Origin of the sequence: Streptomyces odontotermitis (assembly GCF_050510915.1) — a bacterium.
In the GTDB taxonomy this organism is placed as follows: domain Bacteria; phylum Actinomycetota; class Actinomycetes; order Streptomycetales; family Streptomycetaceae; genus Streptomyces.
Map to the genome: position 1 here is coordinate 90,735 of NZ_JBNJLS010000017.1, position 15,275 is coordinate 106,009.

Annotated in this window: 10 protein-coding genes; 3 read left to right on the forward strand and 7 right to left on the reverse strand. The window is 65.2% G+C overall.

Annotated features, from left to right (window positions below; translation table 11 throughout):
• Positions 1-59 precede the first annotated feature (59 nt).
• Positions 60-1,412 carry a M14 family metallopeptidase gene (locus ACQB60_RS33800; RefSeq protein WP_496929924.1) on the reverse strand — a complete coding sequence of 451 codons (1,353 nt, stop codon included), beginning with the start codon at positions 1,410-1,412 and terminating at the stop codon, positions 60-62.
• A 188-nt stretch (positions 1,413-1,600) separates the two neighbouring features.
• Here ACQB60_RS33800 and ACQB60_RS33805 point away from each other — a divergent pair, with 188 nt between their 5' ends.
• Entirely contained in the window at positions 1,601-3,043 is a 1,443-nt protein-coding gene (locus tag ACQB60_RS33805) for an Nramp family divalent metal transporter (protein WP_496929925.1), read from the forward strand.
• 98 nt (positions 3,044-3,141) lie between these two features.
• Here the strand turns inward: ACQB60_RS33805 and ACQB60_RS33810 are convergent, their stop codons facing one another.
• From ACQB60_RS33810 to ACQB60_RS33825, 4 genes are all read right to left on the reverse strand, one after another.
• Positions 3,142-4,113 carry a chitinase gene (locus ACQB60_RS33810; RefSeq protein ID WP_496929926.1) on the reverse strand — a complete coding sequence of 324 codons (972 nt, stop codon included), beginning with the start codon at positions 4,111-4,113 and terminating at the stop codon, positions 3,142-3,144.
• A gap of 588 nt (positions 4,114-4,701) precedes the next feature.
• Positions 4,702-5,382 carry a hypothetical protein gene (locus tag ACQB60_RS33815; protein WP_496929927.1) on the reverse strand — a complete coding sequence of 227 codons (681 nt, stop codon included), beginning with the start codon at positions 5,380-5,382 and terminating at the stop codon, positions 4,702-4,704.
• Positions 5,382-7,658 carry a hypothetical protein gene (locus ACQB60_RS33820; protein WP_496929928.1) on the reverse strand — a complete coding sequence of 759 codons (2,277 nt, stop codon included), beginning with the start codon at positions 7,656-7,658 and terminating at the stop codon, positions 5,382-5,384. Before ACQB60_RS33820 ends, ACQB60_RS33815 begins: the two co-directional genes overlap by 1 nt.
• Positions 7,659-7,670: 12 nt before the next feature.
• A complete protein-coding gene (locus ACQB60_RS33825) occupies positions 7,671-8,102 on the reverse strand; it encodes a hypothetical protein (RefSeq protein WP_496929929.1) in 432 nt (143 codons plus the stop codon).
• A gap of 1,750 nt (positions 8,103-9,852) precedes the next feature.
• Here ACQB60_RS33825 and ACQB60_RS33830 point away from each other — a divergent pair.
• Together ACQB60_RS33830 and ACQB60_RS33835 are read left to right on the forward strand one after the other, a co-directional pair.
• The gene (locus tag ACQB60_RS33830; protein WP_496929930.1) at positions 9,853-10,344 is read left to right on the forward strand and encodes a hypothetical protein; all 492 of its coding nucleotides are present in this window, start codon (positions 9,853-9,855) and stop codon (positions 10,342-10,344) included.
• Positions 10,345-10,417: 73 nt separating this feature from the next.
• A complete protein-coding gene (locus ACQB60_RS33835; RefSeq protein ID WP_496929931.1) occupies positions 10,418-11,365 on the forward strand; it encodes a hypothetical protein in 948 nt (315 codons plus the stop codon).
• Between the two features lie 523 nt (positions 11,366-11,888).
• Here the strand turns inward: ACQB60_RS33835 and mycP are convergent.
• Positions 11,889-13,118 carry a type VII secretion-associated serine protease mycosin gene (gene mycP / locus ACQB60_RS33840; RefSeq protein WP_496929932.1) on the reverse strand — a complete coding sequence of 410 codons (1,230 nt, stop codon included), beginning with the start codon at positions 13,116-13,118 and terminating at the stop codon, positions 11,889-11,891.
• Positions 13,119-14,730: 1,612 nt separating this feature from the next.
• Positions 14,731-15,246, reverse strand: coding sequence for a DUF2563 family protein (locus tag ACQB60_RS33845; protein WP_496929933.1), 516 nt, complete (start codon positions 15,244-15,246; stop codon positions 14,731-14,733).
• Between the last annotated feature and the right edge of the window lie 29 nt (positions 15,247-15,275).

The following is a 15,275-nucleotide window of genomic DNA, read 5'->3' on the forward strand; positions in this document are numbered from 1 at the left end:
TACGGCGGGTGTGCAAGACGGTGTCCCCGGCCGCCCGGCCGGGGACACCGCCGCACTCGTCAACTCTTGCAGTACTGCTGCTCCTTGCCGATCGAGCGGTACATACAGTCCGCGTTCTCCAGGAGCTGGAGCACCGCGTCCCGGTTCCGGCTGGTCTCCCGCTCGATGACCTCGTCGGGCGGGTAGAAGCCGCCGGCGCCGGACGACGTCGGATACATCTCGAAGGTGTAGCTGAAGATCTTCTGGTTGCCCCAGAGCCAGTCGTCGATCGTGCCGTCCGTGATGTACAGGTCACTGGACTGCTCGGGCGTGTAGCCGTTGCTCGCGGCCATCTTCTTGCCGACCGCCGCGTGCGCGTCCCGGTCGTCCTGGGTGAGGCCGGGGGCCGTGTCGTTGTACGTGTAGCCGTAGGGCCACAGGACGAGCTCGCTGTACGTGTGGAAGTCGATGCCCGCCTTGATCTGCTGTTTGCCGCCGACGATCCGGCTGCGCACGAAGTCCGCGACGACCTTGACCTCGGGGGCGGACTCGCCCGCCTTGCCGTGGTACGTCTCCGAGCCGGGGGTGTTGGAGGAGCCGCCGCAACAGGCCCACTTGTAGTTCCAGTTGCGGTTCAGGTCGGTGCCGGTGGCGCCGCCCGGGTTGGGCTGCCGGTTCAGCCGCCAGCTGCGGTAGCGGCCGGTCGCGATGTCGTACTCGCCGCCGTCCGGGTTCACGTCCGGGACGATCCAGATCTCGCGCTCGTCGAGCATCTTCTTGACCCGGGCGTCGGTTGCGTAGCCCGCGCCGAGCTCGCGCATCAGATACAGCGCCATCTCCACCGTCAGGTGCTCACGGGCGTGCTGGTGGTGGGTGAAGAGGACCTCGGGCTCGTTCTCGTCGGTCGCCACGTTGTCGCTGATCTTGACCGCGATGATGTCCCGGCCCTCGTACGACTTGCCGATGACGCGCTTGGACATCAGGTTCGGGTACTGCTGGATGCGCTGGTTGATCTCGGCCATCGCCTCCGCGTAGTTGTGGTACTTGGAGTCGGCGGGCGGGAAGTCCTTGGCGCCGACCTGCTTGCCGTCGGTGCGGGCGGGCGGTGCGGGCAGCGCGGTCAGCTTGTAGCCGAGCGAGCGCAGCTTCCTGGCCTGGGCGGCGCTGGCCGAGACGACGACGGAGTGCGCGTCGGACTCGTCGATGGAGACGCCGGTGGAGGCGATCACCGTGCGGGCGGCGGGAGTCGAGGGTCCCGCGATCTCGTACTGCCGGGTCTGCGTACTGGCGGTGTCGGCGCCGGACGCCGGGGTCGCGGCGTGGTCCGGGGGCGAGGCGGTCGCGACGGTGGCGGAGACCGGGGCGGCCAGGGCCAGGGCGATGAGGGCGGCGAGGGTGGTGGAGCGCCGTCTGCCGCGTATGCGGAGTCGCATCAGTTCTCCAAGCTCTCCGTGGTGCGGAGTTGGGTGTGGAGTGTGGGGGTGGAGCGGGGGGTGGCTCCGTGCGACGTGCGTGGTGCGGTGGCGCTCAGGATGGTGGGGTGGCATGGACCGGTCAAGATGCGGGATCGGCCATGCTCCTCCCTCTTGTGCACCGGCGGTCAGTGCGCTTTCTTGATCGCATGGCTGATTCCACGGGTGGCGACATCAGTACGGGGGACACGGGCTCCACGGGTTCGGCGGGCTCCACGGGCTCCACGGGCTCGGCGGGCTCCACGGGCTCGGCGGGCGGCACCGTGCGGCTCCGCAAGGCGAGTTGGAAGTACGTCGGGCCGGGCATCGTCGTGGCCGCGACCGGCGTCGGGGCGGGTGACCTGGTCGCGACGCTGATCGCGGGCAGCAAGTTCGGCTACACGCTGCTGTGGGCCGCGATCATCGGCTGTCTCGTCAAGATCTCCCTCGCGGAGGCGACCGGCCGCTGGCATCTGGCCACCGGCCGCACCCTCTTCGAGGGCTGGCGCAGCCTGGGCCAGTGGACGACGGTCTACTTCGCCATATACGTAGTGATCTGGGGCTTCGTGTACGGCGCCACGGCGATGTCTTCCAGCGCCCTGCCCCTGGTCGCGCTCTGGCCGAGCGGCCCGGGGATCAAGACGTGGGCCATCATCTGCGGCGTACTCGGCCTGGCCTTCGTCTGGTTCAACCGGTACGCGGTCTTCGAGAAGGCCATGACGGTCGTCATCGGCATGAAGTTCCTGATCGTCGTGTACGTGGCGATCAGGGTCGCCCCCGACCTCGGCGACGCGCTCGCGGGCCTGGTCCCGTCCCTCCCGGACGACTCGCTCCTCTACACCCTGGGGCTGATCGGCGGCGTCGGCGGCACGATCACCATGGCCGCGTACGGGTACTGGGTGAACTCCAAGGGCTGGACCGACATCACCTGGCTCAAGGTGATGCGCCTGGACAACCGCGTCGCGTACATCACGACGGGCGTCTTCGTGGTCGCCATGCTCATCATCGGCGCCGAGCTCCTGCACTCCGCCAACATCGCGCTCACCACCGGCGACAAGGGCCTCGTCCAGCTCGGCGACGTCCTGGAGGACCGCTTCGGCGCGACCACCGCGAACCTGTTCCTCATCGGCTTCTTCGCCACGTCGTTCGGCGCGCTGATGGGCGTGTGGCACGGAGTGAGCCTGATGTTCGCGGACTTCGTGGAGCGGATCCAGCGGGAGCGCAAGAGCAGGCGGGCGGGCGACGGGGCCGCGCGCGGGGACGGCGGCGAGGTGGCCCTCGGCACTCCGGACGAGATGGTCGAGGAGGTGGCGGCGGGCAAGCGCGAGAAGTCCCTCCCGTTCCGCGCGTACCTGCTCTGGCTGACCTTCCCCCCGATGATCCTGCTCTTCCAGAACCAGCCGTTCCGCCTGGTCATCATCTACGGCGTGCTGGGCGCGGCCTTCATGCCGTTCCTGGCCCTGACCCTCCTCTGGCTGCTCAACACCTCGCGCACGCCGAAGCAGTGGCGCAACGGCTGGCTGAGCAACGGCATGCTGGCGATCGCGGGGCTGCTGTTCCTGGTGCTGTGCGTGCAGCAGATCAGGGATGTGGACTGGGGCAGCTTCTTCTAGCCGGTCCTTCGAGTCTGGCCTGCGGACACACGGCAGCGCCGCCGGGGGAGCGGCGGCGCTGCGGTCTTTCGGTGGGTGGGGGGAGGGGCCGCCCGGGACTACGGAAGCCCGTGAACGTGCGGCCCGACGGATTTCGACCAGGCGTTGCCGTTGGCCGCGTCCCAGTTGGTGGACCAGGTCATGGCGCCGCGGATGCCCGGGTAGGTCTTGGAGGGCTTGAAGGAGCCGCACCCGGTCCCCTTGGCGAGACAGTCGAGGGCGTCGTTGACGACGGACGGCTCGACGTACCCGGATCCGGCACCGCGGGTGGAAGCGGGAGTCCCGATCCCTACTTGCGACGGATCGAGCCCACCTTCCAGCTGAATACAGGCAAGAGCGGTGAGAAAGTCGACGGACCCCTGGCTGTAGACCTTGCCGTCGCAGCCCAGCATCGAACCGCTGTTGTAGTACTGCATGTTGACGACGGTGAGGATGTCCTTCACGGCGAGCGCGGTCTTGAAGTACTCGGCGGAGGTGGACTGCATGTCGATGGTCTGGGGCGCCATGGTCAGCACGAACCCAGAACCAGCTTTACCCGCAAGGGACTTGAGCGCCTGCGCCATATAGGTGGAGTTGAGCCCGTTCTCCAGGTCGATGTCGACACCGTCGAACCCGTACTCCTGCATGAGCTTGTACGCGGAGTCGGCGAAGGCGGAGGCGGAGGCGGAGTCATTGACACTGACGGCCCCCTTCTCGCCACCGACGGAGAGGATCACGGACTTCCCGTCGGCCTGCTTGGCCTTGATGTCGGCCTTGAACTGCTCGACGGTGTAGCCGCCGAGCCCGGCCGAGTCGAGGTTGAAGGCGAGCTGCCCGGGTGTGGCGGTGGCATCGGCGAAGGCGACAGCGATGATGTCGTAGTCGTCCTGGACGTCGCTCAGCTTCTGCACGGTGGCGCCGTTGTTGAAGTTCTGCCAGTACCCGGTCACGGCGTGCTGGGGCACGGCCCGGGTCTCGGCGCCGGCGGTGGGGGCGCCGGTGGTGAAGAGCCCGGTGAGGGCGAGAGCAAGGGCGGTGAGGCCGCCGGCCATGGCTGCGCCTGTTCGTCTCCGTATGCGGTGCACTGGGGCCTCCGGGGGTGGGGGGAGTGGGGGGAGGAGGTGTTGCGTGTCGTGCGTGTACACGGGTGTGCGTGGGCGTACGCACGTCAACGGGCGTGCAGGTACGCGCACTTGCGTCACGGTGGCCACTGCTGTGGGCAAGGGGCTTGCTTGGTCGAGCAATCTGGTCCAGACCAATAGCAATGTCAACCCTTTGCGCGGAGCTCGTCGCAGGGTGGGGTGCCGGGCAGGCTTGGGGATGGCGCTCGGCGGCTGCGCTCAGCGCTTCTCGGCTTCCCGCAGCCGATCTATCCCCTCCGTGCACGGTGCGCCCGCGTACCCCCGTACGAACCGCCGCGATCGTTGTCGTGAAGACAAGCGAGCCGCAGCCATCGAACGGCTCGATCAGCGCGAACCCGAATCGAATGAGGATGACGGCCGCGACAATGGATAACAGCAGTCCTCAGAAACACTGTTACCCGACCGGCACCCGGGCGTCCTCCTCGTAACGTTGCGCTTTGAAGCCCATCGCTGCCCCCCCCTGTAACCGGACATTCATGTGATCTCTGTGCGTGGAGGTCAGTCCTTGACGGAGGAAGGGACGGTGGTGGGGATCTGAGGGTTGTTGGTGCAGTCGAAGGCGTCGGCCATCACCTTGGCGGAGTGGAGGAGGTACCGGAGGTGAGTGCGGTGGCTGGGGTCGCCGGTGAGGCGGTCTGACATCCACCCTTCCAGTGTCACGTCGTTCAGCTGTGAGGCGGGTGCTCCAGGCGCTCCACACTTGACGTAGACGTAGTACATCCACTCGTCGCGTTGATGGTCCTTTCCGTAGACGAGCTTTGCGTCTGGCCCGACGCGGACCGAGATCTCCTCGCTGTTGGGGCCGGGGTGTTTGTCGAAGGGATATGCTGCCGCACCATAGGTCAGCACAAAATCGTCACCGGGGTCGCGCTTCGGGTTTCCGATATCACACATTTCGGATCGCGCAGTGTGGGGGAAGTCAAACTCTTTGGGTTTCCAAGTGGGGACTTGTTTGCGGAATTCCGAGCGCGCATAAGCAACCGTCCCGGGGTCGTCAGGATCCGGCTCGGATGGCGGCGTGGGATTCTTCAGCCACGCCATTCCTTCTTTCCCCATCAGTTTCGCGCATGCCCAGCTCTCGCTTTCGGCGCGGTCCTTCTTCTTGTCGCCACTGGTGCAGCCTCCCACGGCGAGGAGTGCACAGGCCAGGGTGAGCGTGGCGAGGCGGAGGTTCCGCATCAGTAACCTCTCGCATTGTCAGTGTCCGTCTCTCTGCCACCATTAACGTAACTGGCCTCTAGGTCTGGCATGAATTTTTCCATCGGTTTACCGGACAGCCCCTCGGATTGTGCGTAGTTGATGATCGGAGCCATGGCGTTATGCTGGCCTGCGGCCTTCGCTTTGTCGATGGTGTCGATGGCCTGCTGACTATTGTCGTACTCGTTGTCCTTCAGCCAGCCGATGGTGTTTGTGCTGAACGCCGTCTCGGCAGCGCCGCCCCCGGCCTCGAAGGCGAGAGGGACCGCAATGGCGGCGGCGGCTCCCGCGGGGATAATGGTGGCCGTACCCACGCCAACGACCGTGCCAATAGCGGCACTTGCTGCGAAGTTCCTCCACTCCCCCTGCTTTTCCAGCGCCTGGTTGCGCGCCTCCTTCTCGTCGGCGAACTCCTTGCCGATGGCCTCCATCCGGGCCTCATCAAGCGCGCCGTGCACCTTGAGGCTGTGACCGGCCGCGTCCATGGCTGCGTCATGGTCGCCGCCCTGGGCCGCCATGAGGCTTGCCCCGTAGACCTGTTGGGCACTGGACACCGTCGCGTAGGAGTCCTGGTCCGAGGCCAGGGCGTGAAGGAAGTTCGGGGTCCCCGATCCGAAATTGACCAGGTGTCTTTTGTCGGCGTCCAGCAACTCGTTGACGCTTGTCACCTCGTTGCTGCCGCCGAAGTCCGCCGTGGAGTACGTGATGCTGTCCACATGCCCCGCGGCCATGCGAGCCAGACTGTCCCGTATCCCGGGCTGTCCGTCGATCACGTCGGCGCTCTTGTAGTGATCAACGACCTTGGCCATCAGGTCAGTTCGATCCTCACGTGCTTCGATCTGCGCGTCGGTCTTTATCGGGGGAATCTCGGGTGTCTTGTCGTCATACGCGTACCCGAGCGTCGCCGACTCCAGCGCATGCCCCAGGCTCGCGTACCCGGCCGGCTTGCCGTCCTCGCCCTGCGGCCAGGAGCGCGCGTCGGGTGCGTTGTCCTCATCGCCCTTCTCGCCTACCAGGTAGTCGAAGTTGTCGACCGCCTCGAGGCCCTCGCCCTGTGTGGAGCCCTTGAAGAAGTCGGCTGAAGCATCAGGATTGTGGGCCAAGCTCTCCAAGAAGCCGGTCATGGGGTCGTTCGGCTTGTTCGAGGGCGGGTAGTCGAGCTGGCTGTCGAAGTTCCAGAGTGTCGCGGGGGCGCCGAGGGTGGGGTCCTTCACCTGCTTCCGCTCGAACTCGATCAGGTTCGTGCCGTAGTCGTTGAGGAAGCCCGACTCGAATTTCCCCTTCTTCATGAGGCTGCTGGCGATCTGGAATCCGTAAGGCCCTTGGAGGCCCTCGCGGAGCGGGAACTGCTTGTCGCCTGACGCGATGACGTCGCGTTTCCACTCATCCATGGCCGGGGTGTCGACGTGGCTCGCGTTCGCCAGCGACATGCTCAGGTTGTCTTGGACGTGGCCAAGCATCTTCGCCCGGTCGCCCTCGATGTCGGCACCGGGCGGGGCGGCGAGGTCGCGCCAGAACTGCAAGGTCCCCTCGCCGCCCAGCCGGGTGGCGAGCGTGGCAGTGAAAGCCTTGTTGTCCCGCTGGTTCCTCAGCGCCTCGTTGAAGCGGGCAAGGTCCTTGTCGCTCCACTCGTCGACATCGCCCTCCTTGATCTTCTTCGCCCAGTACTCGGCTTCCTTCTTGCCCTGCCTGGCATCTGCCTCATCGAGGCCCTTGGGGCCGCCGGTACGGAAGTCGTGCTTGTTCTTCGCGATGTCACGCAGGGCCCGGGCCGCGATCCTGTCCGTCTCTGTGGCTTCCCACAGGATCCGGGTCACCCGCTCGGCCGCGGCGTCCAGTTCCGCCTGGGTGGGCGCATCCTTGATTTCGCCGTCACGGATCGCCTGCGGATAGGCATGGTGCGCTGAGCCGTCCTCCCCGTAGCGGATCCGCCGCGCGATCCCGTTGTCGACGGCCGCCTTGAGGTCACTCTTGTACTTGGTAAAGTCACCGTGCGCGTCGCGCAGCAGGCCGAGAATTGTTTTCGCCTCGGCGGCGGCATGGCCGAACTCGCGGCTGGTCTTGGTGATGAACTCCCGCGTCACGGTGGCGTTCACGCCGCGCCAGTCGGCCCCGTCGGCCTGCTGGGCCAGGTCGGCAGCGGAGATCCCTTCCTTGCCATCGGCCAGCCGCTGAAGGCGCGTTGCCACGGTCTGCCAGTCGTTGACGGCTTCCTGTAGCTTCCCCAGGCGGAGCTCGAGCAGCTCCGAGACGGTCAACACCAGTTCCCCCTACGTCAAGTACCGCGAGATGGTCGAGGCTTTGATGGCTGCCGCGACCTCGTCCTCATCCTTGGCGTGCTGAGAGCGGGCGAAGTCCAGTCCGTTCGAGATGTGGGCGCAGGCATCCTTGAGGACCCCGGTCTTGCTGTTCCACGCGTCATGCAGCTCGGTGAGCGCGGAGCCGGTGTCCAGGCCGTCGTTGAACAGCTCGATGGAGGCATCGAACGTGGCCTGCCGAGCAAAGTCGCTGTCCCCGCGGAATCGCTCCCGCAGGTCGTACGCCATATTGCCGAGTCGCCCGAGCTCGTTGTCGTGGACGACGAGGTCCTTGTCGCCCCCGCTCCCGTCCCCGCGCTCGGCAGGCAACTGGTTCAGTTGCATCCGCTCGGCCTGCCGCCCAGCAGCGTCCGCTTTCAGCTTCTCCCATTCATCCCAGGCCATTGGTTCAGTGCCTCCCCCGTGTGGTCGTTGCCTCGATATCCCCAAAGGCGCGGCTCAGTGCCGGAACCTCGCACGGGCCAGCACGCTACACCAAGTCCCCTGATGAGCCACGGTGTTGAGGTGTTCGTCCACATTCAAAGCGAAATCTGACTGGGAGATTGGGATTCTTGTGTAAGGAATCCAGCACACCCCGGTCCGCGAGGGTCAGCTCAGTCGATGAGGTCCAAGGTGACGAACGACGCGCCCGCGAAGGTCTAGATCCATCCCATGGCGCGCAGGGTGACAGATGTTCCAATCGTCGGCACAAACCTGGAGGCGAACTGGTCGCACCCTATTTGTCTTCGCTGGCGGTTCCTGTATCGGCCCTACCGTCAGAGCTTGAGCGCTCCCCGCCAGGTCCACCCCGCGTCAAGGACTGCATTCCGTAGAGGATCTGTCATATCTACTCGTGTGTCGAATGTGAGCGTCACCTTCTGGCTGCTGCCATCGGGCCCTTGTCGAGTCTCGCGCCACCGAAACACCGCAGGCGCGTGCCCGCGCCCGTATTGGCGACTGGCGTTGATCCCCGAACTGCTTTCCCATCGTTCTTCCAGGGCCCGCACCTCACACTTGTCCGGAACCAAGCGCATCCGGATCTTGAGGGTCAGACCCACCTGCCGGACCTGACAGTTCGCTACGAGGTCGGCCTTCTCGCCGGAGGTAGCCTGACGCACTTGGAAGAGCGCCCCTGAGCTGTTGAATGCGAGCAATGCGGCCCGAACTGCCGCTGTCGACTGTGCTGTTGCTGCACTGTCGGGATACTTGGTACCTGTTCAGCCGGTCTTGGGTACGGCTGAACATGCCTCGAAGGCCCATCAGATACTCTCTATCTGAACTGTGCGATCGGATTCCTGAACATCTCTCAGTGCACTGTCATGCTCGGCCTGCTGTGCGGAAGGCGTTCCAGTCGTCACCTGTGTAGTGCGCACGCGGTCGAAGCAGAATTGGGGAAGCGCTCATTGTGCTGCGTCAGCTGGACGTCGCAACAGTCACGCTGCTGCACTTCGCTGTCGGCGAACGCTTTCAAGGCGGGAGTGGTGAATGGGACAGGGCAGCGGCGGAGGGGGTAGGTGTCCGCGTGTCTGTCGTGGAGGTAGTTGAGTGCAAACACGTGCTGCCCGGCACCCGCCGTGGAGCAAGGCCACCGGCTCGCCCGAAGAGAGGTGCTGGCTTGCCTCCGACCACTGGCCGCAGCGGGCACCCGCTCGTGCCGCCCCCGCTTCCCTCACTTGACGTGCCTGCACCATGCCCCCGCATGGACAAAAGACTCCCGCGTGACTGTAGCTCCCGGGAATCACAGTTCGCAGTCGGATCACTGCGGAAATAGGCGGGATCAAGCCATCGGCAGTGGGAGGTAAGCGGAAAGACCGCGGTCTTCGGCCGGTTCGGCTGATCACATGGCCGACCGCGCATGCCGTGAAGCCGCGGTAGCGACTCTCGTGGCTCGCACGAACCTTCTGTCGCGAGCATTGCTGCCGTCAGCCGTGATCTCGTATTGCGGTCCAGGGGGCCATGTAAGCGCCGGGGGCCGGGGCACCGAGCACTGGAACAACTGATCGTGTCAGTCGTGGTCAACGGCCACTGGTACTGACTGGCAGCAGTTGGATATGGCCAACTTCCGACGTCATGACTTTGGTTGGTGGATGCGGTGCGCGACGCGATCAGTTCATAATTGGGTCCTGCACGTATACGTCTCGACGCGAGGAGGGCCATGTCTTTCGAAGAGGAGTGGGCTGGTCTCAAGGCGGCGGCCGCTGCTCGTATGGAGCTGAACAGTACCCCCGAGATGGATCCGCACCCTTCTCCGTCCGACGCTGACCTCGTCGTCTTTGACGACGAGCTGGGCAAGATTGGCCATTCCGCCTATCTGCTGCACAACCATCTCAAGTCCGACGGCAAGCACGCTCAGACCCAGACCAGGGCCGCCGGCGCCAGCCTGAAGGACGACGGGTTCGCCACCGGTGCCGCGCTGATCGAGGTCTCCAAGGTATGGGAGAAGCAGATCGGGACGCTGCTCGATGCCTGCGCTCACATTTCTAATCATCTCGACTTCTCTAAAAAGTTGAAGAAGAAGGACGATGAGTTCGTCGCCGCCACGATCAGTGCGTCCAAGATATCTGATTACTACGATGTGCCCGAGGGGGAACCTCAGGGCTCTTCCGGTGCGCCTTCGGTACCGAAGCCAGAAGGGCCCATCATCTGAGCGGTGCCCACACGCGTCTTCCGCTCCACCTCCTCTATTCCCACCCCATTGACAGGTTCCAGGTGAGGCACAGGTGCTGTTCCAGCAGCTTCTCAATCTGAAGACGAAACCGCTCGACTCGGCGATCGACGACTGGGTCGTCATGACCAAGAAGCTCAAGGAACTCGCGAAGGATGCCGGACACATGGGCAGCTACGCGAAAGGGACGGCCTGGAGGGGCGAAAACGCCTCCGTCACCAAGCCGTTCGTCACCAAGACGGCATACGAGTTCCAGGATGCGGTGACGCAGGCGGAGAGCATCACCAACCTCCTGAAGGACGCGTACAGCGAGTTCAGTAAGGCCAAGTCCGACCTCCAGGCGATCTACGAGAACCCGCCCAGGGGCCTTACCATCGCCCCGGACGGCGTCGTCAGCCACCAGCAGGACTCCGACGTCCCCGATGGCGAGGTGGAGACGCTCCTCAAGCAGATGGAGGCCATACTCCAGCGCGCGGCCGACGCAGACGCAGCTTGCGCCTGGGGCCTGGCCAGCCTCACCAAGGACCCGCACGAGTTCAACAGCCAGTACTACGGGTCACTCAAGGAAGCAAAGGCAGCCTCAGCCGAATACGAGCGGACAAAGCTGGACACGACGGAATACGAACCCGGAAATAGGTGGGGCAGTGGCACGATCAAACCGGTGGCTGAATTCCTCAGCTTCCGCTCGTGGATGAATAGTGGCCAGTACTTCCTTCACGGCGATGTTGACAAGGGAGTCGAGTACTTCAAGGGCGGACTTCCGTCGGCAGCTGGGGGCCTGGTGAGTGGTGGTCTTGAGAAGAACATTGGGGGCGGTGGACTTCACCGCAAACCGTCCGCGGTAAATGTTCTGGGAAAGTTCGGTGGCAAGGTATTCGGGGCGCCGCTTGGCGTCGCGGCCACCATGATTGATTTCTATTACACCCCGCCAGGGTCAAGCAGAGAGCCGGGTGAAGACAAGGTAGTCGCCCCCGACGTACCATCAAAGGTGAAATACAAGTGAGGCATGCAAGCAACACCCCCACCTCGTATCGGGCTCCCTTCTCCTTGAACTGGCTGAAGCCGAGGGGCCACCGCACATTTATCCTCGGAATAGGTGCCGCTGTGGTTGGCCTCGCGGGTGCCGTCAGAGGAATGATGGAGGGATCCGGAATCCTGCAAGTCCTCGGCTTCCTCGCGGCAGGGGGGGCTGGCGTGGCACTCTCGATCGCGTGGGTTGTGACGTATGCGAAAGAGCATTGAGGCGACTTCAGCCGTGCTGCTCCGTGGGTAGTTCGGGATTACCTGAAGGGCGACGTCACCTCAAGGTTCTTTTGGACGAAGCCAATCGTCCTGGTCCGTGCGCCTCTTCGGTGGCATGGCGGCATGCCCTGTGCCGGAGCTGGGGGCCTCCGGGGCCGCTTGGTGTCACGGCTTGGTGGGCTGCATCTTCGCCGAGTGTCAGTCAGTCGTCTCGGCTTTGATGCTCCCCCGCTTGTCCCAAGCCATCAGCCGGGCCCTTCCCCGGAGTTGCCACCGCTGCGCGGTCAGCTCGAGGCGGTATGGCGTCGCTTGCGGAGTGCCATGGCGATGAGTGCCCCGCCGATCACCGCTACTGCTCCAACGCCCAGGGAAACCATGAGCGTTGTGTTGCTGGAGTCGTCCGAGCTGGAAGAGGCTGATGCTGCCGGCCGGTTCTTGGGCTGGTTCTCTTCGCCAGTCCCAGAGCCGGAGCCGGGCTTGGGGGTTGAGGGGGTGGGGGATGCGGTTGATGCCTGCTTGAGGTCGGGCAACGGGTACTCGTCGGCTGGACCTGGGTCGCCCGGGTTCTCCAGGGCGACCCGGGGGCGCACGACTCCGTAGCCGATTGAGTCGTTGCGCTTGGAGCCGTCCGTGGGGGCGCCGATGGTGTTGAGCATGACTCGGAGAACCTGATTGTTGGTCCAGTTGGGGTGTTTGGACCAGATGAGGGCGGCGCTGGCGGAGGCCAAGGCTGTGGCGTCGCTGGTGCCGTGGGACTTGCACAAGCCGGCACCGGTGTTGCAGGTGGAGTAGATCTCCTCGCCAGGGGCGGCGACATCCACCTGTGGACCGTACTGGGACTCCTTCGTCTTGCGGAGGTTCTTCCCGATTGCCCCGACCGCCACTACTCCAGGGGTTGCCGCCGGGTACTCGAGGTCAGAATCGCCGTTGTTCCCAACTCCTGCAAAGACCAATGCCCCCTTATCCAAGGCGTACTTCACGGCAGAGGTGAGTTGCTTCGACCCTTCGAACGCACGCATGGAGATATTGATGACGCGCGCGCCGGAGTCAACTGCATGACGGATTCCAGCACTGACTGTTTCGTTGAACTCCTTGGTGTACCGGCCAGAATCCAGTCCACGGTCGGCCAGCCGAATCGGCAGGATCTTGGCTGCGGGGGCGAGCCCGCCGCTTCCCTTGGCGCCTGCGATGAGGATGGCCATACCGGTTCCGTGGCCGTCGTAGTCTGTGTGCTCATCTCCTGCTGACTTCGGAGCCTCGTCCAATCCAGGGAGCACACGTCCTCGCAAATCCTGCTGTTTGTCATCAACGCCCGTATCGATGACGGCGACAGTGACACCCTTACCCGTGCTCGTCTGCCACATCTGATCAGCCTTCATGGCGCTCAGGTGCCACTGCTTGTCGCTAAAAGAATCCGCTTGTGCGGGAGTAGCCACCACGCCGATCAACAGCAGGGCCACAGCAGCGGCGCCCCTACTGCCGATGTGGCCGCGGAGCATCGTGCTGGCAGACATGTACGTCCTCTTGGTCTCTTTGGGCACGGTCAGTCGATCACCGGAGGTACGACCCTAGGGCCGCCCTGCTGCCAGGTCTCCTGGTCTTCGGTGAGGTAGTCGGGCCTGTCGCTCCGCTTCTCGTCTCGGTCACGATCGCGGTCACGGCGCGTGGTCGGCGGTTGGGAACCCTGGCCCCCTGCCATGCCTGCGCCACCGGGGGCGGACGGGCGGGCGCCAGGGCGTCCTTGTTGTCTTGGCTGCCCGCCGACGATGCCGTTGTCAGCTCCAGTAGGCCGCTGCCGGGGAGTCGTCCCGCGCTGCCCGGGGCCGGGTCGTGGGGTGCCGACCCCTTGTCCGTTCGGTCCACGGCCGACGGGGCTCTGTCGCTCGCCACCGATGACTGTGCCTCGAGGTATTCCGGCTGACGGCCTGCCTGTGGCCGGGGGAGTAGGTCGCCCGCCGACGATGCCGTTGTTGTTCGGCACTCGCCCGGGAGTCGGGCCACCCGCCCTTCCGGGCAGAGGCGATGGCCTCCCGCCGGTCACTGGGCGTACCGGTCCGGTCGTGCCGGGCGTTGGCGTACCCCTGCCGGCCGCACGTCCTGGGGGCGGTGTCGCCGTGCGGCCACCTGGTGGCGGTGCTGTGCGGCCACTAGAAGGGGTCGGGAGTCGACCGCTGCCCGTGCCGCGCCCTGGGCCCGCTGGGGGCGGGGAAAGGTTCGGACCGCCACCGAACGTTGGCGGCATTGGGCTCAGGGGCTGTGGACCACCCCCCTCAGGCCGACCTCCGGTCGGCGGACCGACTGGATTTGTCGGAGGCGATGAGGGCTGCGGTGGCAGCGTCGCCGTACCGTCGATCTCCACACCTACGGGGTCCACGGCTTCAGGCAGTGGCCGACGAGTTGTGTCGGGCACTTCGGAACCGGTGCCCACCCCGCCACCCCCAACGCCATGGCCGGGATTCCGGTGTTCTGCACCTGCCCCGGAGGGGGAATCTCCGCTGGAGGGTGTGGCCGACCCAGTACCAGGGCTATGGGTGCCAGGCGATGACTCCTTAGAGCTGATCATGCGCGGGTCAGGCACCAGTTGTTCGGGCACCTTCCTGAATTTCGGCCGCTCCAACCCCTCCAACTGCGAAGTCGAATGCTGGTAAGACTGCCCCAACTTCCGCATCTCGGCAGCCGCTTCCTGCCGCACCTTCTCCTTGCCCGCCGCAATCGCGGACAGCTCGTCCGCCGACTTGGTGCCCACCTTCCGCGCGTCCGGGTCGTTGGAGTTGGCCTGTGCCGCAGCCAAGTTGCCCTCGGCGCTGCCCTTGTCGCGAGGGATCGCGGCCTGTGCCGTGGCGATTGCCGTCGCTGATCGGGACAGCCACGTACCGGAGTCCTCGCTGAAGTCGCCGAGGCGCAGCGTCGAGTTGGCCAGGTCCGCGCTCCACGTACGGAACGCGTCCGCGCCCTCGCCCTTCCACTCCACGTACTGCGGGCGGACCTTGAGCTCTTCGCCGATCTTGCGGATCTCCTTGGCCGCCGCGACCAGCCGGTCCGCTGCGGCCTGCACATGGCCGCTGTTGGCCTGATCCAGCCACTTGAGCATTTCCTCGTGGCTCATGCCCTCGAAGGATGTGGCCATCAGATCGACCCTCCAGCGTCGTTGGCCGAGGGCTGTTCCTGGCCCGCGCCAGTGCCTTCGGCGCCGCTCGTCCCGCCACCGTGCTTGTCGATCCCCACCGTGATTGCCCTCATCCGGTCGAGGATGTCCACGTCGATGTTCTCGTAACCCTTGTGCGCGGCCATCACCGCGATGCCCATGCCCTCGATGGAGTCGGAGAGGACCTTCGACAGGCTCTCCAGCTCCGTGATCACCGTTTCGTACGCGCCGAACAGACCCGCCGCCTCGGCCCAGCCGCCCTCTCCACCACCCAACTGGTGGCGTGCCAGGCGCTCTTGACCGACCTTTCCCGGTCCGGCTTCCGACCCCTTGAGGTCGCGAATCAGGTCGTCCACGCGGCGCTGGAACTTTGCGAAGGACGACAGCTCGGTGTAGAGGTCGGCGGTCGCGTTCCTCGCTCCGTCGAACAGGCTCGTTGTCCACGACTGCCCGCTCGTGCCGCCCCCGCTTCCCCCGCCTTGACTTGACTGCACCATGCCTCCCCGTATGGCCAAAGCCTCACGGG

Coding starts and splice junctions, on each gene's coding strand:
- ACQB60_RS33825 (WP_496929929.1), bottom strand. CDS start 8,102: ATGGCCTGGGATGAATGGGAGAAGCTGAAAGCGGACGCTGCTGGGCGG.
- mycP (WP_496929932.1), bottom strand. CDS start 13,118: ATGTCTGCCAGCACGATGCTCCGCGGCCACATCGGCAGTAGGGGCGCC.
- ACQB60_RS33830 (WP_496929930.1), top strand. CDS start 9,853: ATGTCTTTCGAAGAGGAGTGGGCTGGTCTCAAGGCGGCGGCCGCTGCT.
- ACQB60_RS33810 (WP_496929926.1), bottom strand. CDS start 4,113: ATGGCCGGCGGCCTCACCGCCCTTGCTCTCGCCCTCACCGGGCTCTTC.
- ACQB60_RS33845 (WP_496929933.1), bottom strand. CDS start 15,246: ATGGTGCAGTCAAGTCAAGGCGGGGGAAGCGGGGGCGGCACGAGCGGG.
- ACQB60_RS33800 (WP_496929924.1), bottom strand. CDS start 1,412: ATGCGACTCCGCATACGCGGCAGACGGCGCTCCACCACCCTCGCCGCC.
- ACQB60_RS33815 (WP_496929927.1), bottom strand. CDS start 5,382: ATGCGGAACCTCCGCCTCGCCACGCTCACCCTGGCCTGTGCACTCCTC.
- ACQB60_RS33805 (WP_496929925.1), top strand. CDS start 1,601: ATGGCTGATTCCACGGGTGGCGACATCAGTACGGGGGACACGGGCTCC.